Annotated in this window: 23 protein-coding genes and 2 pseudogenes; 17 read left to right on the top strand and 8 right to left on the bottom strand. The window is 67.6% G+C overall.

Features of this window, described 5'->3' with window-relative positions; translation table 11 throughout:
• The first annotated feature begins 189 nt into the window (after positions 1-189).
• The gene (gene rpoD, locus WT26_RS26390; RefSeq protein WP_196222202.1) at positions 190-2178 is read left to right on the top strand and encodes an RNA polymerase sigma factor RpoD; all 1989 of its coding nucleotides are present in this window, start codon (positions 190-192) and stop codon (positions 2176-2178) included.
• Positions 2179-2283: 105 nt separating this feature from the next.
• On the opposite strand, the gene WT26_RS26385 is transcribed toward rpoD, so the two are convergent.
• From WT26_RS26385 to WT26_RS26375, 3 genes and pseudogenes are all read right to left on the bottom strand, one after another.
• The gene (locus tag WT26_RS26385; protein ID WP_042588119.1) at positions 2284-2487 is read right to left on the bottom strand and encodes a cold-shock protein; all 204 of its coding nucleotides are present in this window, start codon (positions 2485-2487) and stop codon (positions 2284-2286) included.
• Positions 2488-2658: 171 nt separating this feature from the next.
• Positions 2659-3753 (bottom strand): potassium channel family protein, encoded by a 1095-nt coding sequence (locus tag WT26_RS26380; protein WP_069274281.1) that lies wholly within the window; start codon positions 3751-3753, stop codon positions 2659-2661.
• A gap of 82 nt (positions 3754-3835) precedes the next feature.
• Positions 3836-5168 (bottom strand): annotated as a pseudogene (locus WT26_RS26375) (NAD(P)/FAD-dependent oxidoreductase).
• A gap of 104 nt (positions 5169-5272) precedes the next feature.
• Between WT26_RS26375 and WT26_RS37625 the strand changes: the two are divergent.
• Entirely contained in the window at positions 5273-6034 is a 762-nt protein-coding gene (locus WT26_RS37625; RefSeq protein WP_155123216.1) for a hypothetical protein, read from the top strand.
• A gap of 72 nt (positions 6035-6106) precedes the next feature.
• Here WT26_RS37625 and WT26_RS38615 read toward each other — a convergent pair whose 3' ends face one another.
• Entirely contained in the window at positions 6107-6613 is a 507-nt protein-coding gene (locus tag WT26_RS38615; protein ID WP_230461743.1) for a hypothetical protein, read from the bottom strand.
• A 241-nt stretch (positions 6614-6854) separates the two neighbouring features.
• Here WT26_RS38615 and WT26_RS26360 point away from each other — a divergent pair, with 241 nt between their 5' ends.
• Both WT26_RS26360 and WT26_RS26355 read left to right on the top strand, forming a co-directional pair.
• On the top strand, positions 6855-7709 hold the full coding sequence (locus WT26_RS26360) for a helix-turn-helix domain-containing protein (protein ID WP_069274279.1): 855 nt from the start codon (positions 6855-6857) through the stop codon (positions 7707-7709).
• Positions 7710-7832: 123 nt separating this feature from the next.
• Entirely contained in the window at positions 7833-9500 is a 1668-nt protein-coding gene (locus WT26_RS26355; RefSeq protein WP_069274278.1) for an ATP-binding domain-containing protein, read from the top strand.
• A 40-nt stretch (positions 9501-9540) separates the two neighbouring features.
• On the opposite strand, the gene WT26_RS26350 is transcribed toward WT26_RS26355, so the two are convergent.
• Positions 9541-11100: a methyl-accepting chemotaxis protein gene (locus tag WT26_RS26350; protein ID WP_069274277.1), complete on the bottom strand. Its 1560-nt coding sequence runs from the start codon at positions 11098-11100 to the stop codon at positions 9541-9543.
• A 219-nt stretch (positions 11101-11319) separates the two neighbouring features.
• Between WT26_RS26350 and WT26_RS26345 the strand changes: the two are divergent.
• A pseudogene (locus WT26_RS26345) lies at positions 11320-12851 on the top strand (MDR family MFS transporter).
• 36 nt (positions 12852-12887) lie between these two features.
• On the opposite strand, the gene WT26_RS26340 reads toward WT26_RS26345, so the two are convergent.
• Positions 12888-13889, bottom strand: a complete 1002-nt coding sequence (locus WT26_RS26340; protein WP_069274276.1) for a quinone oxidoreductase family protein — start codon at positions 13887-13889, stop codon at positions 12888-12890.
• A gap of 125 nt (positions 13890-14014) precedes the next feature.
• Here WT26_RS26340 and WT26_RS26335 point away from each other — a divergent pair, with 125 nt between their 5' ends.
• From WT26_RS26335 to WT26_RS26320, 4 genes are all read left to right on the top strand, one after another.
• A complete protein-coding gene (locus WT26_RS26335) occupies positions 14015-14896 on the top strand; it encodes a LysR family transcriptional regulator (RefSeq protein WP_069274275.1) in 882 nt (293 codons plus the stop codon).
• Between the two features lie 70 nt (positions 14897-14966).
• Positions 14967-15521, top strand: coding sequence for a GNAT family N-acetyltransferase (locus WT26_RS26330; protein WP_069274274.1), 555 nt, complete (start codon positions 14967-14969; stop codon positions 15519-15521).
• Positions 15522-15579: 58 nt separating this feature from the next.
• Complete coding sequence (locus WT26_RS26325) at positions 15580-16416, top strand: MerR family transcriptional regulator (protein ID WP_059522460.1); 837 nt, start codon at positions 15580-15582, stop codon at positions 16414-16416.
• 123 nt (positions 16417-16539) lie between these two features.
• Complete coding sequence (locus tag WT26_RS26320; RefSeq protein WP_069274273.1) at positions 16540-17520, top strand: sulfonate ABC transporter substrate-binding protein; 981 nt, start codon at positions 16540-16542, stop codon at positions 17518-17520.
• A gap of 209 nt (positions 17521-17729) precedes the next feature.
• On the opposite strand, the gene WT26_RS26315 is transcribed toward WT26_RS26320, so the two are convergent.
• Complete coding sequence (locus WT26_RS26315; RefSeq protein WP_069274272.1) at positions 17730-18575, bottom strand: GNAT family N-acetyltransferase; 846 nt, start codon at positions 18573-18575, stop codon at positions 17730-17732.
• Positions 18576-18858: 283 nt separating this feature from the next.
• Here WT26_RS26315 and WT26_RS26310 point away from each other — a divergent pair, with 283 nt between their 5' ends.
• The 5 genes from WT26_RS26310 (at position 18859) to WT26_RS26290 (ending at position 24110) form a co-directional block, all read left to right on the top strand.
• The gene (locus WT26_RS26310; protein WP_069274271.1) at positions 18859-19530 is read left to right on the top strand and encodes a lysoplasmalogenase; all 672 of its coding nucleotides are present in this window, start codon (positions 18859-18861) and stop codon (positions 19528-19530) included.
• A gap of 246 nt (positions 19531-19776) precedes the next feature.
• Positions 19777-21354 carry a flavin-containing monooxygenase gene (locus tag WT26_RS26305; protein WP_069274270.1) on the top strand — a complete coding sequence of 526 codons (1578 nt, stop codon included), beginning with the start codon at positions 19777-19779 and terminating at the stop codon, positions 21352-21354.
• Positions 21355-21377: 23 nt separating this feature from the next.
• On the top strand, positions 21378-22304 hold the full coding sequence (locus WT26_RS26300) for an SDR family NAD(P)-dependent oxidoreductase (protein ID WP_069274269.1): 927 nt from the start codon (positions 21378-21380) through the stop codon (positions 22302-22304).
• Positions 22301-23206: a metal-dependent hydrolase gene (locus WT26_RS26295; RefSeq protein ID WP_069274268.1), complete on the top strand. Its 906-nt coding sequence runs from the start codon at positions 22301-22303 to the stop codon at positions 23204-23206. The genes WT26_RS26300 and WT26_RS26295 overlap by 4 nt, the downstream gene beginning before the upstream one ends.
• Positions 23207-23210: 4 nt before the next feature.
• Positions 23211-24110 (top strand): alpha/beta fold hydrolase, encoded by a 900-nt coding sequence (locus tag WT26_RS26290; protein WP_069274267.1) that lies wholly within the window; start codon positions 23211-23213, stop codon positions 24108-24110.
• On the opposite strand, the gene WT26_RS26285 is transcribed toward WT26_RS26290, so the two are convergent.
• Complete coding sequence (locus tag WT26_RS26285; RefSeq protein WP_069274266.1) at positions 24071-24625, bottom strand: putative glycolipid-binding domain-containing protein; 555 nt, start codon at positions 24623-24625, stop codon at positions 24071-24073. The genes WT26_RS26290 and WT26_RS26285 overlap by 40 nt on opposite strands.
• Before the next feature lie 127 nt (positions 24626-24752).
• On the opposite strand from WT26_RS26285, the gene WT26_RS26280 reads away from it, so the two are divergent.
• The 3 genes from WT26_RS26280 to WT26_RS26270 are packed head-to-tail and all read left to right on the top strand — an operon-like array spanning position 24753 to position 26632.
• Positions 24753-25646, top strand: coding sequence for an urea transporter (locus tag WT26_RS26280; protein WP_069274265.1), 894 nt, complete (start codon positions 24753-24755; stop codon positions 25644-25646).
• Positions 25621-26397: a class II aldolase/adducin family protein gene (locus tag WT26_RS26275; protein ID WP_059903598.1), complete on the top strand. Its 777-nt coding sequence runs from the start codon at positions 25621-25623 to the stop codon at positions 26395-26397. The genes WT26_RS26280 and WT26_RS26275 overlap by 26 nt, the downstream gene beginning before the upstream one ends.
• Positions 26398-26443: 46 nt before the next feature.
• Positions 26444-26632 (top strand): 4-oxalocrotonate tautomerase, encoded by a 189-nt coding sequence (locus WT26_RS26270; RefSeq protein WP_059522448.1) that lies wholly within the window; start codon positions 26444-26446, stop codon positions 26630-26632.
• Positions 26633-26696 lie beyond the last annotated feature (64 nt).

The raw sequence follows: 26696 nt of genomic DNA, 5'->3' as shown, positions 1-26696 counted from the left end.
ACGTGTTGCGTCGCACAACATCATTCGGTATAATTTAGGGTTCCCCATTTAGCGCGCACCAGAATCCGCGAAGAGGCATACCGGCCTCGACTGTCCGCGCGCCATCCCACGATTTCGTTCGCACGTCGACGGGCTTGACAGCCTGTCGTATCCGCAACGATCGTCGGCCAACCTGCGGAGGAGAATGTATTGGCAAATCCAGTTCGCGACGATTCAGCATCCCACGTGATCCCGGTCACGTCGAAGACCAGCCGCCGCGCCCCTAAGGGAAAAACCCAGGGCGTCGCCACACCGGTGGACATCGCGTCGACCGCGCGCCAGGACGAGGAGCGCCAACGCCAGATGCGTGCGCTGATCGCGCTTGGCCGCGAGCGCGGCTATCTCACCCACGCGGACATCAACGATCACCTGCCCGACAATTTTGCGCAAACTGCTGCGATGGAAACGATCGTCAGCACGTTCAGCGATATGGGCGTGGCCGTGTACGAGCAGGCCCCGGACGCGGAAACGCTCCTGCTGAACGACGCCACGGCTGCCGTTGCATCCGATGATCAGGCGGACGAGGAAGCGGAGGCCGCACTGTCGACCGTCGATTCCGAATTCGGCCGCACGACCGATCCGGTCCGGATGTACATGCGTGAAATGGGCGCCAGCGAACTGCTGACCCGCGCCGGCGAAATCGAGATCGCAAAGCGCATCGAAAGCGGCCTGCAGGACATGATTCAGGCGATCGCCGCATGCCCGACGGTCGTGTCCACGATTCTTGCCGACGCGGACCGCATCGCGGCCGGCGAACTGCGCATCGACGAACTGGTCGATGGCATCAGTGACGCCACGGATGAAAGCGAAATGACGCTTGAAGCCGACGAAGTCGAAGTGGAAGCCGACGCCTCCGACGATGATCCGGACGGCGACGACGACGAAGCGAACGCCGGCGATTCGGAGAAAGCGAACACCGCCCGCCTCGAGGAGCTCACGAGCGACAGCCTCGCGATTTTCGCGCGCGTGCGTGCGCTGTTCGAACGGTTGCCGGATGTGCCGGCTGCCGACAAGGCGCGCTCCGCGACCGCCGTGCAAGTGCGCTCGGAGATCCAGCGCGAACTCGCGCCGATCCGCTTCACCGCCAAGACGATCGATCGCCTGTGCGCCAGCGTGCATGACCAGGTCACCGAGGTTCGTGCGATCGAGCGCAGCATCCTGGAGATCGCGGTCGACCGTTGCGGCATGCCGCGTGACGCGTTCGTCGAGTCGTTCCCGGGCCACGAGACCGACCTTGAATGGACCAGCCGCACGGCGGCGACGTCGAAACAATTTGGCGCCGCGCTCGAGCGGCACCTGCCGGCCATCCAGGCCGGGCAGCAGAAACTCATCGACATCGAGTCGCGGGTCTCGCTGCCGCTCCAGCAGCTCAAGCAGATCAACCGCCAGATGAGCGCCGCGGAGTCGAAAATGCGGCAGGCCAAGCGACAGATGATCGAGGCGAACCTTCGCCTCGTCATTTCGATCGCGAAGAAGTACGTGAACCGCGGGATGCAGTTCCTGGATCTGATCCAGGAAGGCAATATCGGCCTGATGAAGGCGGTGGACAAGTTCGAATACCGGCGCGGCTGGAAGTTCTCGACGTACGCCACCTGGTGGGTCCGGCAGGCTGTCACGCGTGCGCTGGCCGATCAGGCGCGGACCATTCGCGTGCCGGTCCACATGATCGAGACGATCAACAAGCTGAACCGGATTTCACGCGAAATCCTGCAGCAGACCGGACAGGAAGCGCATCCCGCCGTCCTCGCGAAGCGCATGGAGATGTCCGAGGAGAAGGTGCGCAGCATCCTCAAGATCGCCAAGCAGCCGGTTTCGCTCGAGACCCCGGTGGGCGACGATGCGGACGCGACGCTCGGCGACATGATCGAGGATGTCTCCGCGAGTTCGCCGGCCGAGGCCGCGATTCACGCGAACATGCGCGCCGCGATCGACGAGGCGCTCGACGGGCTGTCGCCGCGTGAGGCCAAGGTCCTGCGGATGCGATTCGGGCTCGACACGACCTCCGATCACACGCTCGAAGAGGTCGGCAAGCAGTTCGACGTGACCCGCGAGCGGATCCGTCAGATCGAGAGCAAGGCGATGCGCAAGCTGATGCACCCCAGTCGCGCGGACAAGCTGAGGCCCTTCCTCGAGCGATGAGCAAGGGCGGCGCGTCCGCCCTTGCGACGCGCCGCGCCAATCGCGCAGCGATCATGCTTCGGCCTGATCGCTGCGCCGCCGCGCCGTGGTCGCGGCGTGGAAGACTTACAGCGGCTTGATGTTCGCTGCCTGCTTCCCTTTCGGGCCCTGCTTGACGTCAAAACTGACCTTCTGGCCCTCTTGAAGGGACTTGAAGCCGCTTCCCTGAACCTCGGAGAAGTGCGCGAACAGGTCTTCGCCGCCGTCGTCCGGCGTGATGAAGCCAAAACCCTTCGTATCGTTAAACCACTTGACGGTACCGGTTGCCATGTTCTGAATGTTCCACGGAAAGCTGTTTAGATAGCGCCGCCAGCGTGCGCCAGACGTGCGGCTACCTTGTATCACAGGTGAGCCGGCGCCGACAATCGAGGTTTTTCGACCGACGATTTCATTCGGGCAGCGGATGTCGTCGATTGATCAAACACGCATGATGCGCAAATCTCAAACATCCGGATCCGGAATCCGCGCCGACTGGATGACAACCAGCGTATCCCCTGCCTCGATCCTGCACGGCGGATCCTCGTAAAACGAAAAGATCTTCCCGCACCGGTCGAGCCCGACGACGATCGCACCCGGCACGACGTTCGTCATGCAGCCGATCTCGTGCTTCATCGCCGGCCGTTCGACCAGCGTCGCGCGTCCGCGCGTCGACAGCATGTCGTTCACGAACGGCACGATATAGCGGCTATGCACGGCGTCCGCGAGCAGCAGCGCGCCGATCTTCGTCGACGACACGATCACGTCGGCGCCCGCCTGCCGCAGTTGCCGCTGGTACAGGTTCTCCTGGATCCGCACGACGATCTTCGTATCGGGCGCGATGCTGCGCACCGACAGCGTCAGCAGGATCGCGGTCGGATCGTCGGTCACCGAAATGATCACCGCCTTCGCCGAGCGCACCTGCGCCTGCTGCAGCAGATCCTCGTGCGCGGGATCGCCGAGCAGCCCCGTCACGCCGAGCGACGTCGCGGCCTCGAGCGCCTGCTGCTGCGAATCGATCACGATGACCGTCGCCGGATCGACACCGCTCTCGAGCAGTTCTCGCACCGCGATCGAGCCCGACAGGCCGTAACCGCATACGACGATGTGATCGGACAGTTGCTTCTGCAGGCGTTTCATGCGGAATTCCTCGATGACGCGCTGGATCACGAACTGATAAGCCGTGCCCAGGAAAATGAACCAGATGACGATGCGGATCGGCACGATGAAGAACGCATCGATGAGACGCGCCCGTGCGGTGACGGGCACGATGTCGCCGTAGCCGACCGTCGCGACCGTGACCATCGTGAAGTACACGAGATCGGCGACGGTCATCGGCGTGCTCTTGGTCGAATCGCGCAACCCGTCGCGATCGAGATACAGCACGAGGAACGCCAGCGTGCACAGCAGCACGACCGCGCCGAGACGGAACAGCAGCGTGCGGCGCGGCGACGTCGCGGGACGCGTGAACAGCGTGCGCGCACGTGGCGCCTGCCACGGGTTGCGCGCGCGACGCAGGCGTGAGCGCAACGAACGGCGCTGGGCGGAGGGCGATGCCAACGGGGAATCTCCTGAAGGATGCGGGCTCGATTCTACGATGGGACGGCCGCGACCGGCCGCCCTCGTCGCATCGAATCGACCGCTACAACATGCTGCGCGGCCGCACCATCGTCCCGTCGACGAAGCGCTGCGCGCGAAACGCCGACAGGTCGAGCGACGGCGCGCCGGTGTCGATCCATTCGGCAAGCAGCCGCCCGACGATCGGCCCCATCGCGAAACCGTGGCCGCAGAACCCCGTCGCAATCGCGAGCCCGGACGGCGTGCCCGGCGCATCGATCACCGGAATGCCGTCGGGTAGCACGTCGATCAGGCCGGCCCAGGCCTCGACGATCTGCACGTCCTTCAGCGCGGGAAAGATCGTCTTGAGTTTCGCGAGTGCGCGCGGCGCATGCGCGCGATTCGGCTGCGGCTGCGGATCGCGCGGCTCGATCGGCCCGGCCGTACCGTTGACGCGCGCAAGCGCATCGCGCCACGCAGCGCCGTTCACGTGCAGCCGGAATTTGTCGCGCTGCGACCAGAACGCCGGCCAGAACAGGCTCAACCCGCGCAGGTGGCCGAGCGTCAGGTCGACGTCGACCTGCATGTCGTCGGCGAGATTGATCGCGCCGTTCTTGCGCTGCCGGATGCCGAGTCCGTGCCCCCACACCGTCGATGCCGACACCGGCGGCACCACATTGGTGCGCATGCAGGTGCCGCGGACGGCCTGCTGGGGCAGCCGGATGCCGACACCGTCGAGCAGCCGGAAGCTGGTCGCGCCTGCCGCGCAGATCGCGCGCCGCGTGCGGATCGTGCCGCGTTCGGTCGCGACGCCGACCACCGCGCCGCCGGCCGTCTCGATCGCAGTCACGCCGCAGCCTTCGAAGAAGCGCGCGCCGGCCTCGACCGCACGCGCGGCGAACGCGGCAGCCACACGGCGCGGCTCGGCCTGCCCGTCGGTCGCGGTATACAGCCCGCCGAGCGTGCGTGCCTGCGGCGAGGCCGCTGACGCGCTCGTCGATCTGCGCGCGCGTCAGCGTGCGCGTGTCGAGTCCGTGCTCGCGCGCGACCGCGAGCCATGCGTTGAACGACGCCCAGTCCGTTTCGTTGTCCGCAATATAAAGACAGCCGCCCTGCCGCCATTCGAGATCGAAACCGAGGGTTTCCTCTAACCCCTCCCAGATCCGCATGCCGGCCATCATCAGCGGCACCTCGGCAGCTTCGCGGCCCTGCTGCCGCACGAAGCCCCACGCCCGTGTCGACTGCTGCCCGGCGATACGCGACTTGTCGAGCACGACGGCTTTCAGGCCCCGCAGGCCCAGGTAATACGCGGCCGCGCAGCCCATGATGCCCGCGCCGGCGATCACGACGTCGGCGTCGGTCGGAAATGCCGCGTCGGCGCGGGTCAGGTTGGCGTGAAGCGGGTAGGTCGTCGTCATAAGTTCGCAGCCTTGGCCATCGCTTCGCGGTTCCACGCGCGAGGCGATCGATTGAGTCGACCATGCGTGCTCGGACCCACGAATACGTATTTGGAGAACATGCAATGGACGCGACTCGTATTGGCGGCACGCCCGGCGCCGCACACATTCAGGAGCACAGCGAAGGCGGCACGACCGCTCAGCAACCGGCCAGGCCCGTTTCTCCCCGCCGTGTCCCAACCAACGAATTGCTGCAGAACAATTTGCAACGTTTCGTGCGGAAAGAAAAGGAAACCCCATCGCCAAGCCATGATCCCGAGAATCTTCCACACATCTCGAGCGCTGTGAATAATCGCAACAGGGAAAAAGACCGGCTGGCGATACATCAAAAAAACTTTGCGAAACAGATCGAACAGGGAAATATACCCGCAGCCGTGCGAACATCCGAGAAAAAGATCAAGCAATTCGAAGCCTCACTTCACAAAGCCGAAAATGCGGGAACGCTCAGCAACGAAGAATTCAAGAAGTTGGCAATGCAGCACGCAAAATCCAGCAACAACAGCCCATTCCTCTCCGGCACACCCGCGTATACGGTGGGAGAAAACAGCCAGGAGACTTATGCGAAAGCCTCCCTCGCGCGAGACCAACCGGCAGTCTTCTCGATTCTTCACACAAATCGTGCGCTGCCTAACCCGGCGAACGGCAGGGAGCACGAATTGCTGTTGCCGGTTGCGGAGCAACGGCGAGAAGTCGCTGGAACGTTCACCATGGAGCCCAAAGGGGGAAAAACCTATGTCGATACCAGCGGCGATCAGCCGGTCACGTATCACGGCGACGAGGCTCAACAGAAGTTTGAAAGTGCAGCAGGCAGATTGAACACGCAATAACGCCGATATTGCAATCCGACCCGACAGCACGGGTTGCTCCGGGCAGCGACGCCAAATCCTGCTTTCTACAGGCTACAGGCCTGTCTCGTCTTGAGACGCCTTGTACCTGGCATACGCTTTCGCAGCGCCCATCGCTTCATGATGAGTCGCGAACGTCTCGTCGATTTTGTGCGTCATGCCGGGGATGTGCGCCTGCATCGCGGCGTGGTCACGCTTTCGTTCGAATCGCACCAGTGCACGCCACACGCCCGGAGGCTCCTCGTAAGCCTCACAGAAACACCGATAGCCGTTTTCGTCGACAACCGCATGCTCCGACATCTCAACCTCCGCATCGAATGACAAGCAACCCGCGCATGGCGCGTGGTTCGCACATCCGGCATGCCGATCGGCCCCGCCGGTGCCGGCTGCGTCGCAGACGCCGAGTTCGGCGTTTGCCCCCTTGCGGTTGAGACTAGGCCGCCGCAGCCGATCAAGCAACGAATCGATGTGGCCGGCACGCAAGCACGTCCTGTGCGCGACGGCTGCCAGATTATGTTCCAATCCGAGCGCAATCGAGCCGATACGAGTCAGGATCGGCACCTGACGTTTTTAATGGATTTAAACCGCCGTTGCCCGGCAAGGGCCAGGCGCACATCCTGTGTAACGTTGGGAAACACCTTTCACACAATCGCGTGTTTTACTACGGGGAACCGATGCCATTTTGCGGTAAAGTTATCTTTTCCGCGCGTGGCCGGTCGGCTCGCTACTGAACGTCTCCGAGATTGTCCGACGAGTTCCGCCGCAAGGCGTCGTTCTGAACGTCACGATCCGTTCCCGTAGCATGACCACTGAAGCAATCACCACGGATTCCCTCGCGGTTGCCGAGCGCGTGCGCGAGCTGATGACCCGCAACGGCATCGGCAAGCGCCAGCAGACCACCGAGCTGTGCCGCATCCTCGACCTGAGTTTCTCGCAAGGCCATCGTAAGCTGCGCGGCAGCAGCCCCTGGACGCTCGCGCAGATCAAGAAAGTCGCCGAAGCGTACGGCGAACCCGCCGCCCAGCTGTTCGGCGCGCAAACGCTCGACCCCGGCATGGTCGGCGCCTATTCGCAGGAAGCCGTGCTTTATGCAGGCGTTGCCGAGATTCCGTGCACCGCATGGATCGGCGCGCCCCTCGAAGCCGGCGCGCGCCCCGAATTCGTCGCGTACGAGCAGAACGGCCGCTGGCGCGTGCTGCGCCACACCGGCGTGCTGTACCAGAACGCGTACGACGTGCACAAGATCGAGATCTATCCGCGCCGCGCGGAGAGCGACAAGCTCGTCGTCGCGGTGATCGACCCCGATCGCGTCAGCGCGACCGAGCTGTGCCGCTATCTCGAACGCCAGGGTTTCGCGACGGCCGCATTCGACGGCCTCGCGCCGTTCGTCGACGCGCTGCAGGGCCAGGCGTTCGACGCGGTCCTGACCGAATGGCTGTTCGACGACAGCACGGCCGCCACCGCGATCAAGGCCGTGCGCACGTCCGACAACCCGGGCGCGCCGATCTTCGTGCTGACGGGCGACCTGCTCACCGGCCGCGCGAGCGAGGCCGACATCAGCGAAGTGATCCGCGCGTTCGACGTCGTCTGTTACGAAAAACCCGCGCGCATGGCGATCCTCAGCGCCGATCTCGCGAAACGGCTCGTGCGGAGCTGAGCACCCCGCCCGCCACCATCGGCCGGATGGCCAGCGCATGCGCCGCATCGCGGCCGCGAGCGGGTTCCTCAGTACAATAGCCGCACCTGTTCACGCCCACACCGGCATCCGCCGCCCGACGCCATGGCCCGCCTCATCCCCGACGACTGGAAAAGCCTCGCCGCGACCGGCGCGGCCGAGCGCGAGCGCGAGACGCTCGCCGCCCTCGAACACGCGCTGCCCGACGGCTACACCGTCTATCACGGCGTGCACTGGACACGCGCCGACCAGGCGTTCTCGGTGTTCGGCGAGGCCGCGTTCGTCGTCGTGAGCCCGGCCGGCCGCGTGCTGCTGGTCGAGCAGAAAGCCGGCTTCCTGCGCGAAACGCCGAAGGGGCTCGTGAAGGTCTATCTGCAGAAGGAGCGCAACGTTCCGATCCAGCTCGCGCGCACGCAGGAAACGCTGCACCGGCGCCTGACGGCCGCGCTCGGCGCGGGTGTCTATGGCGTCGAGGCGCTGCTGTACTGCCCCGACTACTCGATCAGGCAGGCCGCGATCGCCGGCGTCGCGGCCGACCGCATCGTCGATGCGTCGCGCAAGGCGCAGCTCGCGCAGGTCATCCTGCAGATCCTGCCCGCGGACGAGCCGCGCGTCGCGAACGCACCGAAGATCCATCACTTCCTCGCGGACGAGCTCGCGCTCACGCCCGATACGAGCGCGCTCGTCGGGCAGGCCGGCACGCTGGTCACGCGGCTGTCGGGCGGGCTCGCCGCCTGGGCACGCCAGCTCGAATTCGCGCCGTTCCGGCTGCGCGTCACCGGCACGGCCGGCTCGGGCAAGACGCAGCTCGCGGTGCAGGCGATGCGCGATGCCGTCGCGGCCGGCAAGCGTGTGCTCTACGTGTGCTTCAACCGGCCGCTCGCCGACTACATCGAGCGGATCGCGCCGCCCGGCGCAAAGATCGCGAACTACCACCAGCTGTGCGACTGGGTCGCGCGCGACGGCGGTTACACTCCGGATTTCGACGCGCCCGACGCGTTCGGGCGGCTCGAGGCGCGTTTCGCGCAAACGCCGATTCCCGAGCACTGGCACTTCGACGTGCTGATCGTCGACGAAGGGCAGGATTTCCATGCGCCGTGGGCGGCCGCGCTGGAGCGCCTGCTGGTGCCGGACGGCGCATGGTGGTGGCTGGAGGATCCGCTGCAGAACCTGTACATGCGCGAGCCCGTCGCCCTGCCGGGCTGGGTCACGCTGAAGGCGCTGACGAACTACCGGAGCCCGCGCGACCTGCTCGAATTCGTGCGCGACATCGTCGGCCGGGTCGAGCCGCTCGCGGCGGAGCTGCGCTCGGGCAGCCCGTTCGACGGCTCCGATCTCGTCGTGTCCGCCTACGGCGATGCGAACGCGTCGCCCGCCGCGCTGGCCGAAGCCTGCGTCGACGCGACCAAGCGGGCGATCACGCACGCGCTGTCGCTCGGCTTTCGGAAGCAGGACATCGCGGTGCTGTCGTATCGCGGCCGCGAAGGCTCGGTGCTCGCGCCGCTCGACCAGCTCGGCCCGCACCGGCTCAAGAGCTTTACCGGCAAGTACGACCTGTTCGGCAACCCTGAATATCGCGAAGGCGACGTGCTGCTCGATTCGATCTACCGCTTCAAGGGCCAGTCGGCGCCGTGCGTGATCCTCACCGAGGTCGACTTCGACACGCTCGACGCGCGGGCCGCGCGCAAGCTGTTCGTCGGTGCGACGCGCGCGACGATGAAACTGCTGATCGTCGCGTCGTCGCGTGCGGCCGCGCAGCTCACGGGGGTGTAAGAGGGTCGGGTGGTTGCCCGGACCGGGCTGGCAAACCTGCTTACGCGACCCGGAACGCGCCGACCGCGCGGCGCAGGCCATCGGCCTGCTCTTCAAGCGACGCGGCCGCCGCCGCCGCCTCTTCGACGAGCGCCGCGTTCTGCTGCGACACCTGGTCCATCTGCGACACCGCGCGGTTCACCTGCTCGATCCCGTCGCGCTGCTCGTTCGACGCGGCCGCGATCTCCGTCATGATGCCCGTCACGCGGCCGATCGCCTGCTGGATGTCCTGCATCGTCGTGCCGGCCACGCCGACGAGCCGCGAGCCGTTCGCGACGCGCTCGACCGATTCGCCGATCAGCGTACGGATTTCCTTCGCCGCCGACGCCGAGCGCTGCGCGAGCGTGCGCACCTCGCCCGCGACCACCGCGAAGCCACGGCCCTGCTCGCCGGCGCGTGCGGCTTCGACCGCCGCATTCAGCGCGAGAATGTTGGTCTGGAACGCGATCCCCTCGATCGTGCCGATGATGTCGGCGACCTTCTGCGAGCTCTGGTCGATCTCGTTCATCGTGCCGATCACCTCGCCGACGACCGTCGCCCCCTTCGACGCGATCTCGGACGCGCTGTCCGCGCAGGCTTGCGCCTCCACCGCATTGTCCGCGTTCTGCTTCACGGTCGCGGTGAGCTGCTCCATGCTCGCGGCCGTCTCCTGCAATGCGGATGCCTGTTCCTCGGTGCGCTGCGACAGGTCGGTGTTGCCGGCCGCGATCTGGTGCGTCGCCGTCGAAATCGCCTCGGAACCCTGGCTGACCTGGCGCACGGTGTCCGCGAGGCTGCGCTGCATGCCGGTCACGCCCTTGACCAGTTCGGCCATCTCGTCGCGCGACGACCAGCGCACTTCCGACGTCAGGTCGCCCTCCGACAGGCGGCGGAAATGCGACAGCAGGCGGTTCACCGGCTGCGTGATCGCGTAATGCAGGCCGATCGCACAGCCGAGGCACGCGGCCAGGCCGAACGCGATCCCCGCGATCGCGCCCATGCGCAGCCATTCGTAATACGTCTGCGCGGTGTCGTACACCTCCTTGCCGCGTGCAACCTGGTATGCATCGAGCGCATCGGTCGCCTGCGTGAGCGCAACCGACAGCGGCGGCGCGACCGACATCAGCAGCCGGTCGGCCTCGTCGCGGCGGCCCTCGCGAACCGCGTCGATCATCGGCTTCAGCGCCTGGCCGATCAGCGCCTGGCGCGCGGCGTCGAGGCGGCTCGCGAGCGGGCCTTCGTCGCCGTCGTGCGGCATCGACGCGTAACTGCGCCACGCGGCATCCGCCTTCGCCAGGTAGTTGTCCGCCTTCGTCAGCAGATCCGGCACTTCGGGCGCCTCGGGGTGCAGCAGCGCGCGGTCGAGCGTCGTGCGCACGATCGTCAGGTTGAGGCTGGCCGCCGACAGCGCGGTCTTCGCCGCCAGCTGCTGCGTATAGGCCTCGTCGAGCGCGCGGTTCGAGCTCTGCATGCCGGCGAGGCCGATCAGCCCCGACACGACGAGCAGCGCGGCGACAAGGCCGAGCGTGGAGAAGATCCGCGTGCGGATCGAGAAACGGGAAAACAGGGCGTTCAGGTTCATGACGGGACGTGAGCGGTGAAAAGTGCCGCGGCAATCGGTCCGCAGCACGCTGTATTACGGTTTGCCTGCAAAAAACTTGAGTCCGGCCCCTTTCGTTCCGTGATTTACGTCAAATTCGGCGCCCCGCATCGTCTTCCTGTTACGCCTGAAACAATTAAAGGATGAGCAGAAATTGACCCGGCAACCTTTAGCCCCTATATTCCCGAACAATTCACTGCCATGGCAGATATCGCCCATGCAAACCGAAACCATCCCGCACTCGCCGGCCGCCGACGCAGCCCGCCGCGACACGCCCGTCGGGCTGATCGTCGCCGCGCTGCTGCTCGTCATGCTGCTGTCCGCGCTCGACCAGACGATCGTGTCGACCGCGCTGCCGACGATCGTCGGCGAACTCGGCGGGCTCGACCAGTTGTCGTGGGTCGTCACCGCGTACCTGCTGTCGTCCACCGTCGTGCTGCCGTTGTACGGCAAGCTCGGCGACCTGTATGGCCGCAAGATCGTGCTGCAGGCCGCGATCGTGCTGTTCCTCGCCGGCTCCGCGCTGTGCGGCGTCGCGCAGGACATGACGCAGCTGATCGTGCTGCGCGCGCTGCAGGGGCTCGGCGGCGGCGGCCTGATGGTCGTGACGATGGCCGCGATCGGCGATCTGGTGCCGCCCGATTCGCCGCGCGCGCTATCAGGGGATGTTCGGCGGCGTGTACGGCCTCGCGACGATCGTCGGCCCGCTGCTCGGCGGCTTTCTGGTCGAGCACCTGTCGTGGCGCTGGATCTTCACGATCAACCTGTCGCTCGGCTTTCTCGCGCTCGCGGTGATCGGCGTCGCGTTCCGGCCGCACACCGCGCACGTGAAGCACCGGATCGACTACATGGGCGCTGCGTTCCTCGCCACCGCCCTCACCTGCGTGATCCTGTTCACGAGCGAAGGCGGCTCGCTGCTGCCGTGGACGTCGCCGCAACTGTGGATGACGCTCGTGCTCGGCGTCGTCGCGATCGGCGGCTTCGTCTATGAAGAGCGGCTCGCGGCCGAACCGATCATGCCGCTCGAACTGTTCCGCCATCGCACCTTCGTGCTGGTCAGCCTGATCGGCTTCGTCGTCGGCATCGCGCTGTTCGGCTCGGTCACGTTCATCCCGCTTTACCTGCAGGTCGTGAAGGGTTCGACGCCGTCGCAGGCCGGGCTGCAGCTGTTGCCGATGATGGGCGGGATGCTGGTGACGTCGGTCGTCAGCGGCCGGCTGATCTCCCGGCTCGGCTCGTACCGGATGTTTCCGATCCTGGGCACGCTGACCGGCGGCATCGCGATGGCGCTGCTGTCGACGCTGACGCTCGATACGCCGCTGCACACGATGTATGCGTACATGGCGCTGCTCGGGATCGGGCTCGGCATGGTGATGCCCGTGCTCACGCTCGCCGTGCAGAACACGGTCGAATTCCGGCACATGGGCGTTGCGACATCGGGGGCGACGCTGTTCCGCTCGATCGGCGGCTCGCTCGGCGTCGCGGCGTTCGGCGCGCTGTTCTCGCACGGGCTGCAGTCGCGGGTGATGGATGCGCTGCCGGCCGGCACGGAGCTGCCGCCCGCGCTCGGCCCGGCCGCCGTGCACCAGTTGCCGGATGCCGTGCGCGACGCGTACCTGCATGCGTTCGCCGGTTCGCTGCATGTCGTGTATCTGGCGGCGGCGACGGTCATCGCGATCGCGTTCGCGCTCGCGTGGTTCGTCGAGGATGCGCCGTTGCGCAAGCGCGCGTGAACGGGCGGAGCAGACCGGCGGCCGGCCCATGCCCCGTCACGGCACCAGCACGACCCCACCCGTCGTCGCGCGCGATTCCAGCAGCCGGTGCGCATCGGCCGCCTGTTCGAGCGGCAGCCGCGCGCCGATCTCCACGTGCATCCCGCCCGCCAGCCGTTCGAGCGTCGCGCGCGCCGCCTCCCGATATCCGTCGACGTCGCGTGCGATGAAGCCGAGCACGCTCGGCCGCGCAAGCGCGATCGAGCGCGCCGGCCCCAGTTCGTCGAGATCGAACGTGTGGCGCGCACCGATCGCCGCCACCTGCCCGATGCTCGCGACCATGCCGAACGGACGGATCGCCCCGAGCGTGCGCGTCAGCACGTCGCCGCCGATCCCGTCGATCGCGTAATCGACCCCCGCGCCGCCGCCGAACGCGCGTGCCGCCGCGACGAAATCGTCGTCGCGATACGCCACCACCGCTTCCGCGCCACATGCACGCACGAGCGCGGCCTTCGCGGCCGACCCGACCGTGCCGATCACCCGCGCGCCAAGCGCGCGCGCCCATTGCGTCGCCAGCAGTCCGACACCGCCGGCGGCCGCATGCACGAGCACGCTGTCGCCGGCGCCTACCGTCCGCACCTTGTGGAGCAGCATGTAGACGGTGATCCCTTTCAGCAGCCCGGCGGCGGCCGCGTCATCGCTCAAGCCGTCGGGGATCGGCACCACGCGCTCGGCCGGCAGCGTCCGCGCCGTCGCGTAGCTGCCGGTCGGCATGCCCGCATACGCGACGCGCTGGCCGGGGACGAGATCCGTCACGCCCGGCCCGACCGCATCGATCACACCGGCCGCCTCGACACCCAGCACGCCCGGCAACGCCGGCAGCGGATGCGCGCCGCTGCGGAAATAGATGTCGACGAAATTCACGCCGATCGCGGTCTGGCGAATCCGCACCTCGCCGGCAGCGGGCGGCGCGACAGGCGCATCGACGCGGCGCAGCACGCCGGCGTCGCCGTAGCGGTCGATTCCGATCTGACAAGCGGTGATGACATTCACGTTCATGGTGTTCCTCGCAATCGAATGAAGTGACACGATCATCCCATCGTGCATAATCGATCGGAATTCACGAATCGCAACCAGCTACTGTGCAAAATTCGACAGATGATGCGGCGGCTTCGCCGCCCGGGATGAGCTGGGACGACATCCGCTACTTCCTCGCGGTGATGCGCGGCGGCAGCCTGTCGGCGGCCGCGCGGACGCTGCAGGTTCAGCATTCGACGGTCGCGCGCCGCATCGACGCGCTGGAATCCGCGCTCGGCATCCGGCTGTTCGACCGGCTGCCGCGCGGCTGGCCGCCCACCGACGAAGGGCTGCACCTTGCCGAGCACGCCGCCCGCCTCGAAGCGGACGCGCATGCGTTCGCGCGCGCCGCCCAGGGTACGGCGGCGCTTGACGGCGTGGTACGCGTATCGGCTTCGCCGGTGTTCGCCAGCCATTTCCTCGCGCCGCGCCTGGCGCGCGCGCAGCGCGCATGGCCGGCGCTGCGGATCGACCTGATGGGCGAGATGCATGCGGCGAACCTGTACGCGCGCGAAGCCGATCTCGCGGTGCGGCTGTCGCGGCCGACCGAACCGGGGCTCGCCGCGCGCCGGCTCGGCACGATGCGCTTCGCGCTGTGCGCGTCGCCGGAATGGGCAGACGCCCCGCCCGACACCTGGCCGTTCGTCGGCTACGACGACGCGCTCGCGCAAACGCCGCAGCAGCAGTGGCTCGAGCGTTTCGCGGCCGGGCGCCGTTTCGCGTTCGTGTCGAACGATCTGGCGACGCTGCACCGCGCGTGCGCGGCGGGCGCCGGCGTCGCGCTGCTGCCGCGCTTTCTAATAGGCTCGCTCGAGTCAACTGCCTCGCCCCCGCCCGCGTCGCTCGTCGAACTGACGGCCGCGCCGCGTTGCGACATCGAGCGCGAGATCTGGCTTGTCGTCCACCCGGACGTGCGCCGCTCGCCGCGCGTACAGCGCGTCGCGGATGCGATCGCCGATGCGGTTCGCGCGGCGGACGGCGCGCTGTAGCGCCCGGGCCCGCTTTACCCGGTTGGCCGACCGGCCGCATAGTAGAAACCTCACGCCCCACCACACCGCCATGCCCGCCACTCCCGACACCGCTTCATCCATCGTCCGCGACGCGACCGACGCCGATCTCGACGCGATCCACGCGATCTATGCGCATCACGTGCATCACAGCGTCGCCTCCTTCGAGGAAACGCCGCCCGACGTCGCCGAACTGCGTGCGCGCCGCGACGCGGTACTGGGCCACGGGCTGCCGTACCTCGTCGCCGAATGCGACGGCCGCGTGGCCGGTTACGCGTACGCGACGCCGTACCGTGCGCGCAGCGCTTACCGCTTCACGATCGAGGATTCGATCTACATCGACGATGCGCAGCGCGGGCGAGGGATCGGCCGCGCGCTGCTCGCGGCGCTGATCGAGCGCTGCGAGGCCGGCCCGTGGCGGCAGATGATCGCGGTGATCGCCGATGGCGGCACCGGCGGCTCGACGTCGCTGCATCGCGCGTTCGGCTTCGAGCCGGCCGGCATGCTGAAGGCGGCCGGTTTCAAGCACGGCCGCTGGATCGATACGGCGCTGCTGCAGCGCCCGCTCGGCGACGGCGCGCACGACGCGCCCCGCCCCCGCCCGTGAGCGGCCCCGCGCCGGCCCGTCATCGCCGGAGCACACCCCGTCGCGCTAGAATGGCCGCATGTCAAAACAGACTCATTCCACACCCGACGAGGCGGCACCGGACTCCCGCAACGAGTACACGGTCGACGAGCTTGCGCGCGTGTCCGACACGACCGTGCGCAATGTCCGCGCGTACCAGGATCGCGGCTTGCTCGCGCCGCCGGAAAAGCGCGGCCGCGTCGGCATCTACGACGACACGCACGTCGCGCGCCTGAAGCTGATCAACCACCTGCTCGCGCGCGGTTATACGCTGTCGAACATCCAGGACCTGATCAAGGCGATCGACGAAGGCCACGACCTGCGCTCGATCCTCGGCCTCGAAAACGCGATCGGCGGCCGCTGGTCGCACGAACTGCCGAAAACCTATTCGCTCGCCGCGCTCGCGCAGATGTTCGGCCCGCAGGCGACCACCCAGCTGTCGCGCGTCACCGAGCTCGGCCTGCTCGAACGGCGCGGCCTGTCGTTCGTCGCGAAGAGCCCCGCGCTGCTCGAAGCGGCGGCCGCCATGACGAAGGAAGGCATCCCGCCGCGCGAACTGCTCGACGTGATCAGCCTCGCGCGGCCGCATTTCGACGCGATCGCGCGGCTGCTCGTCGATCTCGTCGTAAAGCGGCTCGACCGCTACGACGCCGGCACGCTGCCGCCCGCCACCGACGTGCCCGAACTGGTCGACGCGATCTGGCGCCTGCGCCCGCTCGCGGCCGTGTTCGTCGAAGGCGAGACGAACCGCGCGCTGGAAACCGCGGCGAGCGCCTACCTCGGCGGCCGCGTCGCGACGATCCTCGACAAGACGCTCAGCGACGAGGCCGCGCGGCAGTCCGGCACGCCGCCATCGGAACACGACGACGAAGCATAGGCGCGCCGCCGTCATATTCATATCGGCAATGCTTCGTTTGCGGGCACGATCGCCCATGCGACGATTCTTCCAACCGAGCGGCACCGTCGCTCGCCCGAAGACGTTTTGCATGGAGTCCGTCCGATGATTCGTTTCACCCGCTGGATCGCCCGCACCGCCGCCGTCACGCTCGTCACGCTGTCTGCGGCGTCGGCCTTCGCGCAAGGCAGCGCCGACAAGGTCGTGCGCATCGGCTACCAGAAGGCCGGCCTGCTGTCGGTCGTCAAGGCACAAGGTTCGCTCGAAGCGCGGCTCAAGCCGCTCGGTTATGGCGTCCAGTGGTTCGAATTCCCGGCCGGGCCGCAACTGCTCGAAGCACTGAACGCAAACAGCATCGACTTCGGCTATACGGGCGCGCCGCCGCCCGTGTTCGCGCAGGCGGCCGGCGTGCACTTCGTCTACGTCGGCGCGGAGCCGCCGGCGCCGCACAACGAAGCCGTGCTCGTGAAGGCCGATTCGCCGATCCGTTCGGTTGCGGGCCTGCGCGGCAAGAAGATCGCACTGCAGAAGGGCTCGAGCGCGAACTACCTGCTGCTCGAAGCCCTGCAGAAGGCCGGCGTGCGCTACGACGAAATCCGCCCCGTGTACCTTGCGCCGGCCGACGCGCGCGCCGCGTTCGAAAGCGGCAACGTCGATGCGTGGGTCGTCTGGGATCCGTACTATGCGGCCGCGCAAAACACGCTGAAGGTACGCACGCTGTCCGACTACACGGGCCTCGCGGCGACCAACAACTTCTACGAAGCGACGCGCGACTTCGCGCAGCGCAATCCGGAGATCGTCGCCGCGATCCTGAAGCAGGCGCGCGAGACGGGCCTGTGGGTCAACACGCATCCGGCCGACACCGCCGCGCTGATCGCGCCGAAGGTCGGCCTGCCGCAACCGCTCGTCGAGACGTGGATCAAGCGTGTCCCGTTTGGCGCGGTACCGCTCGACGACCGGATCGTCGCGGCCCAGCAAGGTGTCGCCGATGCGTTTCATGACGCGAAGCTGATTCCGCAGAAGCTCGTCGTCGGCGACAACGCGTGGACGGACAAGCGCGTGGCGACCGCGCTGGCGGCGAAGTAACGCGCGGCGCAGCGCGCCCGCATTTCAAAAAAGGCCGACGGGCGCCCTGCCCGTCGGCCTTTTTTTCTTCAAACGGCTTTCACTGATACCGATAAGTGCGTTGCTGGCGGGCTGCCCACCCATGACCGCGCCCAATTGAGTGATTCACGGGATATGTTCAGCAACCTGGGCTTTGGCAACCGAGCGGTAACGCTCAGCCACGCCCCCCATCACCCCAGCTCGAACGACGTCACCCCGAACACGCGATCGATCGCGATCGCAGGCGCGTCTTGCGTGAACATCCGCGCGGTTTCGAAGACGCTCGTCATGCCGTGCCTTTCCGCCAGCGCGACGGCGGCGGGGTTCGTTTCCGGCACGTCGAGCACGATGACCTCGCCGGGCATGCGCGCGGCCAGCGCGCGAAACAGCCCGGTGGCAACGCCTGCGTCGTCGGCGAACAGCGGGCCGATCTTGCAGCCCGCCTTGCAGCGGCGCACGACACCGTATCCGGCGACACGGCCGGCGTCGAGCGTCGCGAGCGCCACGGCATCCGGCTGCGCGATCCACGCGGAGACGAAACGCCCGCGTGCCGCTGGAAAGCACTGGCGGTCGTAGGCGAGCAACTGCGCGAACGGCACGTCGGCCGCGGCTGTCACGTGCGCGCACCCGATGCCGTCCACGCGCCCCTGATAGCGGATGTTGCGGTACGCGAGCGCGAAGCCGGACTTCCGGTAGTTGGCCTGCTGGGCCACGACACCATCGAGCCCGATGTTGCGTTCGGCGAGGTAACGCATGCCGTGCTGCCAGGTTCGGATGCCGAAGCCCTTGCCGCGAAACCCGGGTTTCACGATGTAGAGACCGATGAAACCGAAGCGTTCGTCGTAGGCGACGGCGGCGATGCACGCGACGGGCTCGCCGCGCCAGACGCCGACGAAGAATCCGGCCGGGTCGGCTTCCCTGAAACAGGCCGGATCATGCAGGCCGGGATTCCAGCCTTCCGCAGCCGCCCATTCGACCGACATGGCTACCTCGTCGGCCGACATGGTGCGCACGATGAAGTCTTCGTGTTGATCCATGGCTCGTCCCAGTCGCGGCTCTCGGGATTGCCGCCTCGTACTACGGTAAGTGCATCGGGAAGCGCCGGCAAGCGGGCACCGGTCGACTGACGGAACAGACCGTGCAATCGTGCCCTGAGCCAGGGCTGCCGCGCACGGCGAACCGGATGCGCGGCGGACGGCCCGCACCGCGACTAGAGGGGTTCGCCGGTTTTCGCGCGGCCTTTCTTCTCCATAATGACCGGCGGCCGCCCCCGCGCGCCCGACCATGACAACGACAACAAGACTCCCGGAGACACCCGCCTTGATCGCCACGCTTCCCGCCACCTACCGCCGGCTCTGGCCGCTCGCGGTCGTCGCCGCGCTGCTGTACGGGCTGTCGCTCGCCGCCGCGCCCTATCCCGGCCAGGCCGCCGCGAAAGCCGCGATGGGCATCCTGCTGCTCGCGGCGGGCAGCACCTGCGGCGCGGCGCGCGAACGCGCGTGGCTGTGCGCGGCGCTCGTGACCGCCGTACTCGGCGACGTGCTGCTCGCGCTGCCCGACTGGCCGCTGTCGTTCGTCCTCGGCCTCGGCGCGTTCCTGCTCACGCACCTGTGCTATTGCGCGATCTTCATGCGCTGGCGCGCTCGGCCGCACGGCTGGCGCGTCGTCGCCCTCGTCGGGCTGTGGATCGCCGCCCCGGCGTTCTACATAGCGTTCTTCCCGCACCTCGGCGAGCTGCTCGCCCCCGTCGCCGTCTACATGCTCGTGCTGTGCGCGATGGCGAGCTTCGCGCTCGCGGCCCGCACGCGCGGCCCGCTGGTGGCCGTCGGCAGCCTGATCTTCGTCGGCTCCGATACGCTGATCGGCGTCGGCCGCTTCCTCGGCGGCTTTCCGGGCATCGATTACCTGATCTGGAGCCTCTACGCGCTCGCGCAGGTCACGATCGTGGCCGGGGTTTTCCATGAGACGGTCGGCCGTTCGATCCGCCCGTGATTCGATTTCAAACAGACCGCCGCACGCCGGCGGTCTGAGCCGCCGCCGCCAACCCGCGTTCCGCGGGCCTCGCCGCCCCGCCAACGGCCTCTCCGCCGTACCGTTCCAAACCCCGCTCAGCCTTTTCCCGCCTGGCTTCCGGCCCTTAGAGCGCCGCTTCTAGCCTCTTGCGGTTTCCGGGCTCACCCACTATCGTTACATCAAACAATGTAACATTCAAAAATGAGCCAAATCGGAGACACCCGGATGAATGCTCGCACGTTGCCTTTCGGTCCGCCCGGCCACGACGGCCTGGACGAAACCATCGACATCGCCATCATCGGCACCGGCTTCGCCGGCCTCGGCATGGCGATCCGCCTGCTGCAAACAGGCGTGACCGACTTCGTCGTCCTCGAGAAGGCCGCGTCGGTCGGCGGCACGTGGCGCGACAATCATTACCCCGGGTGTGCATGCGACGTGCAATCGCACGTCTATTCGTTCTCGTTCGCGCCGAACCCGCGCTGGACGCGCATGTTCGCACCGCAGCCGGAGATCCGCGCGTACCTGGAAGACTGCGTGCAGCGCTTCGGCGTCGGCCCGCACCTGCGCCTGAACCACGAGCTGCAGCGCGCCGAGTACGATGAAGCCGCGCAACGCTGGCGCCTCACGTTCGCGAACGGCAAGCGGCTGTCGGCACGCGTGCTGGTGTCCGGGATGGGCGGCCTGTCGCGCGCCGCGCTGCCGTCGATTCCCGGCGTCGAGCACTTCAAGGGCCGCGCATTCCATTCGCAGCACTGGGATCACGACTATGCGCTCGAAGGCAAGCGCGTCGCGGTGATCGGCACCGGCGCGAGCGCCATCCAGTTCGTGCCGCAGATCGCGCCGCGCGTGAAGGCTCTCGCGCTGTTCCAGCGCACGCCGCCGTGGATCATGCCGAAGCCCGACCGCAACCTGACCGGGTTCGAGAAGTGGCTGTTCCGCACGCTGCCGTTCACGCAGAAGGCCGTGCGCAGCAGCATCTACTGGATGCTCGAATCGCGCGTGCTCGGCTTCGCGATCCATCCGTCGCTGATGAAGAACGTGCAGAAGCTCGCACTGCGCCACATCCGCAAGCAGATTCCCGATCCGGAGCTGCGCAGGACCGTCACGCCGAACTACACGCTCGGCTGCAAGCGCGTGCTGATCTCGAACGACTACTACCCGGCGCTGTCGCGCAAGAACGTCGACGTGATCACGACCGGCATCGACCACATCGAAGCCGACGCGGTCGTGACGACCGATGGCAAGCGCCATGAAGTCGACTGCCTGATCTACGGCACCGGCTTCCAGGTGGCCGATCCGTTTCCGCGCGGCGCGATCATCGGCCGCGGCGGGCTCGACATCGTCGACGCATGGCGCGACGGCGCGCACGCGTATCTCGGCTCGACGCTGCCCGGTTACCCGAACTTCTTCATGATCGTCGGTCCGAACACGGGCCTCGGCCACAACTCGATGGTGTTCATGATCGAGTCGCAGATCGAGTACATCCTCGGCGCGTTGCAGGCGATGCGTCGCGAACGCGCGGATGCGATCGAGGTGCGCCCGCTCGTCGAGGCGCAATTCAACAGCGACCTGCAGGGCAAGCTGAAAAAGGCGATCTGGTCGACGGGCGGCTGCAAGAGCTGGTACCTCGATCCGCGCACCGGCAAGAACACCACGCTGTGGCCAGGCTTCACCTGGCGCTTCCGCCAGGCGACCGCGCATTTCTCGATCGCCGATTACCACGCGTACGGCGTCCCGCGACACGACACGGCCGCGCGGCCGATCGCCGCGCCCGCCGCTTCCGCTTCCGCCGAAGCCGCCTGAGCCTCGTACAGGAGCCAACAGACATGAGAGATTTCGCCAACAAGGTCGCCGCGATCACGGGTGCCGGCTCGGGCATGGGCCGCTCGCTCGCGATCCAGCTCGCCCAGGCAGGCTGCCACGTGTCGCTCGCCGACAAGAACGGCGTGGGCCTCGCCGAAACCGAGCGAATCGTCCGTGCGATCGCGCCGAACGTGCGCGTATCGACGCGCGTGCTCGACGTCGGCGAGCGCGACGCGATGTTCGCGTGGGCCGACGACACCGCGAAGGAACACGGCAAGGTCAACCTGATCTTCAACAACGCGGGCGTCGCGTTGTCGAGCACGATCGAAGGGATGGACTACAACGATCTCGAGTGGATCGTGAACATCAATTTCTGGGGCGTCGTGCACGGCACGAAGGCATTCCTGCCGCACCTGAAGGCATCGGGCGACGGCCACGTGATCAATACGTCGAGCCTGTTCGGGATCTTCGCGCAACCGGGCATGAGCGGCTACAACGCGACCAAGTTCGCGGTGCGCGGCTTCACCGAATCGCTGCGCCAGGAACTCGACATGATGAAGTGCGGTGTGTCGGCGACCTGCGTGCATCCGGGCGGCATCCGCACGAACATCGCTCAGGCGAGCCGCGTGTCGAAGAACATGGTCGGCTTCATGGTCGCGAGCGAGCAGCAAGGCCGCGACACGTTCGAGAAGTTCTTCATCACGACCGCCGACGATGCCGCGCGCACGATCCTCTCGGGCGTGCGCAGGAACAAGCGCCGCGTCCTGATCGGCCGCGACGCGCGCGGCGCCGACTGGCTCGCGCGCATCCTGCCGGCCGCATATCAGGCACTGGTTGTGTTCGCAACCAGGCACGAGGCCGCGAAAGCGCGCCGCCGCGCCGCGCGCGCGCCCGCACCGGCCCACGCAACGTACAACAATGCAGGCAATCAGGGAGGAGAACAATCATGATGACCCCGAACATGATGCCGGTGCGGCGCGACATCCGTTTCGCGCTGCCCCCCGAACGCGCGCGCGACTGGCACGTGCAGGGCGTGCCGGTCACGCACTTCATGAACGCGCTGTCGCTGCTGTTTCCGGCCGGCGAACGCTTCTTCATGGATTCGGTGCGCAACTATCGCGACCGGATCGAGGATCCCGAGCTGAAGAAGCAGGTACTCGGCTTCATCGGCCAGGAAGCGATGCACACGCGCGAGCACATCGAATACAACGACCTGCTGCAGGCGTCGGGCCTCCCCGCGCACAAGCTCGACAAGCGCCTGTGGACGATCCTCGGCTGGTTCAAGAAGGTGCTGCCGCATTCGATGCAGCTCGCGATCACGATCGCGCTCGAGCACTACACGGCAATCCTCGCGAACCAGTTGCTGTCGGGCCACGAGCACCGGATCGACGGCTCGGTCGAAGGCTACCAGCAGATGTGGATGTGGCATGCGATGGAGGAAACCGAGCACAAGGCCGTGTCGTACGACGTATGGACCACCGTGATGAAGCCGGGCCTCGGCAGCTACCTGCTGCGCACGGGCACGATGCTGACGACGACCGTGTTCTTCTGGGCGATCGTGTTCGACTTCCACGTGCGCCTGATGCGCGCGCACCGTCGCGAACACGGCAAGTTCGGCGGCATGTGGCGGCTCGTGAAGTACCTGTACAGCCCGAAACACGGGGTGTTCCCGAGCATCGCGCGCGAATGGCTCGACTACTTCCGCCCCGGCTTCCACCCGTGGGACCACGACAACCACCAGTACCTGCAGGGGCTCGACACGCTGCTCGAGAACATCGACGCGACCAACGCGCGCTACGCCGCGCAAGCCGCCCCGCGCCGCGTGCCGCTGCACCCGGTTGCGCAGGCATGACGCCATGGCGCGCGCCCACGAGATGCTGACCGTCCAGTCCGGCGACGTGAAACTCGCCGTCTACGTGAGCGGGTCGCGTCGCGCCCCGCCGCTGATCCTCGTGCACGGCTACCCCGATTCGGCGGCCGTGTGGGCGCCGATCCGCGCGCGGCTCGCGAAGCGCTACCGCGTGATCGCGTACGACGTGCGCGGCGCCGGCGCGTCCGATGCACCGCGCCGACGCGCCGACTACACGCTCGAACGGCTCGCCGGCGACCTGAAGGCGGTGGCCGACGCGACCTGCGGCGGCCGGCCGTTCCATCTCGTCGGCCACGACTGGGGCTCGATCCAGTGCTGGGAGGCCGTGACCGACCCCGCGTTCCGCGGCCGGATCGCGTCGTACACGTCGATCTCGGGCCCCTGCCTCGATCACGTGTTCCGCGCGAAGATGCGGCTCAAGCAGAGCCTGAAGTCGTGGTACATCGCGTTCTTCCACTTGCCGGTCGTGCCGTCGCTGGTGTGGCGCCTCGGCGGCGCGGCGCTGTGGCCGCGCTGGCTGCAGATCACCGAACGCGTGCGTGCCGAGCGCGATCCCGTGCAACTGAAGAATGCGCTGAACGGCATGCAGCTTTACCGCGCGAACTTCCTTGCGCGGGCCCGGCGGCCGCGCGAGCGTCACGCACAGGCGCCGGTGCAGATCCTCGTGCCGGTGCGCGACCGCTACGTGACGCCCGAGATGTCGGTCGACCTCGACCGCTGGCTCGGCGACCACGTGCGCGAGGAAATCGACGGCAGCCACTGGGTCGTGCTGCGCCACCCCGACATCATCGCGTCGCGGATCGACCGCTTCGCGTCCGCGCACGAGACGAAGACGGCCGCGCCCGTTCAGCGGATTGCCGGCAGGCGTCTGAACAGCGTCTCGTAGTCGATCACGAGCCCGTCTTCGTCGATGTCCATCTCGGCCGTGAAATTCCGGAAGATGCCTTCGTAGCGGTAGCGCCGGCCCGGCTCGATGCACGCGTAAGCCTGCTTGACCGGCTCGACCTTCAGGTCCGGCGTCGAGATGTACGCGACGTCGAGCGGCCGCCGCTCGCCGCGCGCGAGCCCCAGGCGGCCGATCGGCAGCGCATTCGTGAACGGCGTCGCCGCGATGTCGATGTCGATGCAGCCGTCGAGTTCGGGCAGCGCACGGCCCGCACCGTCGCGCCAGTGGCCTTCGCCGTCGCCGCGCAGTTCGAGCGTGCCGCCGCCCATCACCTTGAGCACCGCGTAGGTCGCCCGCCATCGCGCGTCGCAGACCACCCGGTACGCGAGCCCGTAGGACTTGCCGTACCGCTGGCCGACCACCGCGCTTTCGACGACGATCCCGCCGCCGTTCCGGTCGAACGCCAGATGTTCGACCCCGTCGCCTTCGAGCGACGCCCATCGCACTTCACGCATCGTCCTGCCTCCTTGCTCGCTGTCGAATGCCCGGCATCGTCGCACAAATTCCCGGTATCCACGATTCCCTATTCCGGTGCATGCCGATCTGCCCTATCCTCGCGGCTCATCCTGCACTGCCGCCGTCATGTCTACTGCCCAGCCCGCCTCGCCGTCGATCGACCTGCGCATCCTGCTGCGCGGCATCGGGCAGATCGTCCTGCAGGCCAACGCGCTCACCGGCGCGCTGCTGCTCGCCGCGCTGGCGCTGACCGACCTGCGGCTCGCATGCGCGGCGCTGCTCGGCTCGGCCGCCGCCAGCATGACCGCCGTGCTGACGGGCGCCGCGCGCCACGACGTCGAACAGGGGCTGCACGGCTTCAACGGCGCGCTCGCCGCGCTGGCCGCCGTCACGTTCGCGCCGCAGCCGCTCGCGGCCGTCGCGCTGGCGCCGCTGGCCGCGATCGGCGCGGCGCTCGTGCAGCGCGCGCTGCGCACGCCGCTCGCCCGCTGGCGCCAGTGCCCGTATTCGAGCCCGTGCCTCGCCGTCACCGCGCTGTGGCTGCCGTTTGTCGCGACGCAGCATGCGGGCGCGAGCGCAGCCGGCGTATCGTTGACGCTGCCGGCGTTCGCACCGGCGCTGCTCGCCGGCGTCGCGCAGGCCACCTTCGCGCAAGGCACGTGGGCCGGCGCGCTGATCGTCGCGGGCCTCGCCGTCGCGTCGCGCCGCGCGGCCGCGTTCGCGCTCGGCGGCGCGATCGTTTCGACCGTGCTGCTGATCGCGCTCGGCGCCGGCGCCGCGACGCTCGCGGACGGTCTGCCAGGCTTCGATGGCGCGCTCGCCGCACTGGCGCTGATGTCGCGCGGCCCGCGCGCCGCGTTGGCGGCCGCGGTGCTCGCCGCGCTGCTGCAGGCGCTCGCGATGCGCGCGGGCGTCACCGCCCTCACCGCGCCGTTCGTGCTGGCGTCGTGGCTCACCGTATGGGTCATGCGCCGCTTCACCCTGGGAGACGCCGATGTCGTCATTCGCACACCGTCCTGACGCCGTGAAACCCGGCGGCCCGACCTCGGACGCCGAACGCCGGCTGCGCGTCGACCTCGCCGCCGCCTACCGGCTCGTCGCGCTGAACGGCTGGGACGACCTGATCTACACGCATCTTTCCGCCACCGTGCCCGGCGAGCCCGGCCACTTCCTGATCAACCCGTTCGGCCTGACGTTCGACGAGGTCCGCGCATCGAACCTCGTGAAGATCGACCTGGCCGGCAACCGGATCGGCGCCGGCGAGCACGCGGTCAACGTGACGGGCTTCGCGCTGCACGCGGCGGTGCATGCCGCGCGCGCCGACGCCGTCTGCGTGATGCATCTTCACAATACGGCCGGCATCGCCGTATCGATCCAGCGCGACGGGCTGCTGCCCGCGTCGCAGCACGCGCTGCGCTTTCACGGCGACCTCGCGTACCACGACTACGAGGCGCTCGCGTTCTCGCCGGCCGAAGGCGCGCGGCTGACCGCGAGCCTCGGCGCGAAATCCGCGATGCTGCTGCGCAACCACGGCACGCTGACGGTCGGCCGCACCGTCGCCGAAGCCTATGTGCTGATGGATACGCTGATCAAGGCGTGCGACATCCAGGTGCGCGCGCAGGCCGGCGGCGGGCCGCTCGTGCTGCCCGACCCGGCGGTGGCCGATCGCACCGCCGAACAACTGCGCGACGGCGGCGCGATCGAGGGCGAACTGGAATGGCCGGCGCTGCTGCGCCGGCTCGACCGGATCGATCCGTCGTATCGCGATTGAATTGTTCCGATCTTTCCGACCATTCCGATCGTTCATATAGAAACCCATGCCGACTTTCAATATCCAGCTCTTCGAAGGCCGCACCGTCGAACAGAAGCGCAAATTCGTCGAAGCAATCACGCGCGTCACGTGCGAGACGCTCGGCTGCGAGCCGGGCTCGGTCGACATCATCCTCACCGACGTGAAGAAGGAGAACTGGGCGACGGCCGGGAAGCTGTGGAGCGACGAGCGCTGAGCGCTTCGCGGCGGCCGCGCGCCGCGGCCTTTCCGCTGACGTAAGCATGGCTTACCGTTTCTCC

The organism is Burkholderia cepacia, assembly GCF_001718835.1.
GTDB classification, from domain to species: domain Bacteria; phylum Pseudomonadota; class Gammaproteobacteria; order Burkholderiales; family Burkholderiaceae; genus Burkholderia; species Burkholderia cepacia_F.
The sequence above is the reverse complement of the archived record's forward strand: the minus strand, read 5'-3'. Positions and strand labels throughout refer to the sequence as shown.

Bases quoted from the DNA above. Each gene is read 5' to 3' on its own strand.
- WT26_RS26385 (WP_042588119.1), bottom strand. From the start codon at position 2,487: ATGGCAACCGGTACCGTCAAGTGGTTTAACGATACGAAGGGTTTTGGC.
- WT26_RS26355 (WP_069274278.1), top strand. From the start codon at position 7,833: ATGGCCCGCCTCATCCCCGACGACTGGAAAAGCCTCGCCGCGACCGGC.
- WT26_RS26360 (WP_069274279.1), top strand. From the start codon at position 6,855: ATGACCACTGAAGCAATCACCACGGATTCCCTCGCGGTTGCCGAGCGC.
- WT26_RS26295 (WP_069274268.1), top strand. From the start codon at position 22,301: ATGATGACCCCGAACATGATGCCGGTGCGGCGCGACATCCGTTTCGCG.
- WT26_RS26305 (WP_069274270.1), top strand. From the start codon at position 19,777: ATGAATGCTCGCACGTTGCCTTTCGGTCCGCCCGGCCACGACGGCCTG.
- WT26_RS26330 (WP_069274274.1), top strand. From the start codon at position 14,967: ATGCCCGCCACTCCCGACACCGCTTCATCCATCGTCCGCGACGCGACC.
- WT26_RS26350 (WP_069274277.1), bottom strand. From the start codon at position 11,100: ATGAACCTGAACGCCCTGTTTTCCCGTTTCTCGATCCGCACGCGGATC.
- WT26_RS37625 (WP_155123216.1), top strand. From the start codon at position 5,273: ATGGACGCGACTCGTATTGGCGGCACGCCCGGCGCCGCACACATTCAG.
- WT26_RS26300 (WP_069274269.1), top strand. From the start codon at position 21,378: ATGAGAGATTTCGCCAACAAGGTCGCCGCGATCACGGGTGCCGGCTCG.
- WT26_RS26325 (WP_059522460.1), top strand. From the start codon at position 15,580: ATGTCAAAACAGACTCATTCCACACCCGACGAGGCGGCACCGGACTCC.
- WT26_RS26280 (WP_069274265.1), top strand. From the start codon at position 24,753: ATGTCTACTGCCCAGCCCGCCTCGCCGTCGATCGACCTGCGCATCCTG.
- WT26_RS26335 (WP_069274275.1), top strand. From the start codon at position 14,015: ATGAGCTGGGACGACATCCGCTACTTCCTCGCGGTGATGCGCGGCGGC.
- WT26_RS26340 (WP_069274276.1), bottom strand. From the start codon at position 13,889: ATGAACGTGAATGTCATCACCGCTTGTCAGATCGGAATCGACCGCTAC.
- WT26_RS26275 (WP_059903598.1), top strand. From the start codon at position 25,621: ATGTCGTCATTCGCACACCGTCCTGACGCCGTGAAACCCGGCGGCCCG.
- WT26_RS26315 (WP_069274272.1), bottom strand. From the start codon at position 18,575: ATGGATCAACACGAAGACTTCATCGTGCGCACCATGTCGGCCGACGAG.
- WT26_RS26270 (WP_059522448.1), top strand. From the start codon at position 26,444: ATGCCGACTTTCAATATCCAGCTCTTCGAAGGCCGCACCGTCGAACAG.
- WT26_RS26285 (WP_069274266.1), bottom strand. From the start codon at position 24,625: ATGCGTGAAGTGCGATGGGCGTCGCTCGAAGGCGACGGGGTCGAACAT.
- WT26_RS26320 (WP_069274273.1), top strand. From the start codon at position 16,540: ATGATTCGTTTCACCCGCTGGATCGCCCGCACCGCCGCCGTCACGCTC.
- WT26_RS26290 (WP_069274267.1), top strand. From the start codon at position 23,211: ATGGCGCGCGCCCACGAGATGCTGACCGTCCAGTCCGGCGACGTGAAA.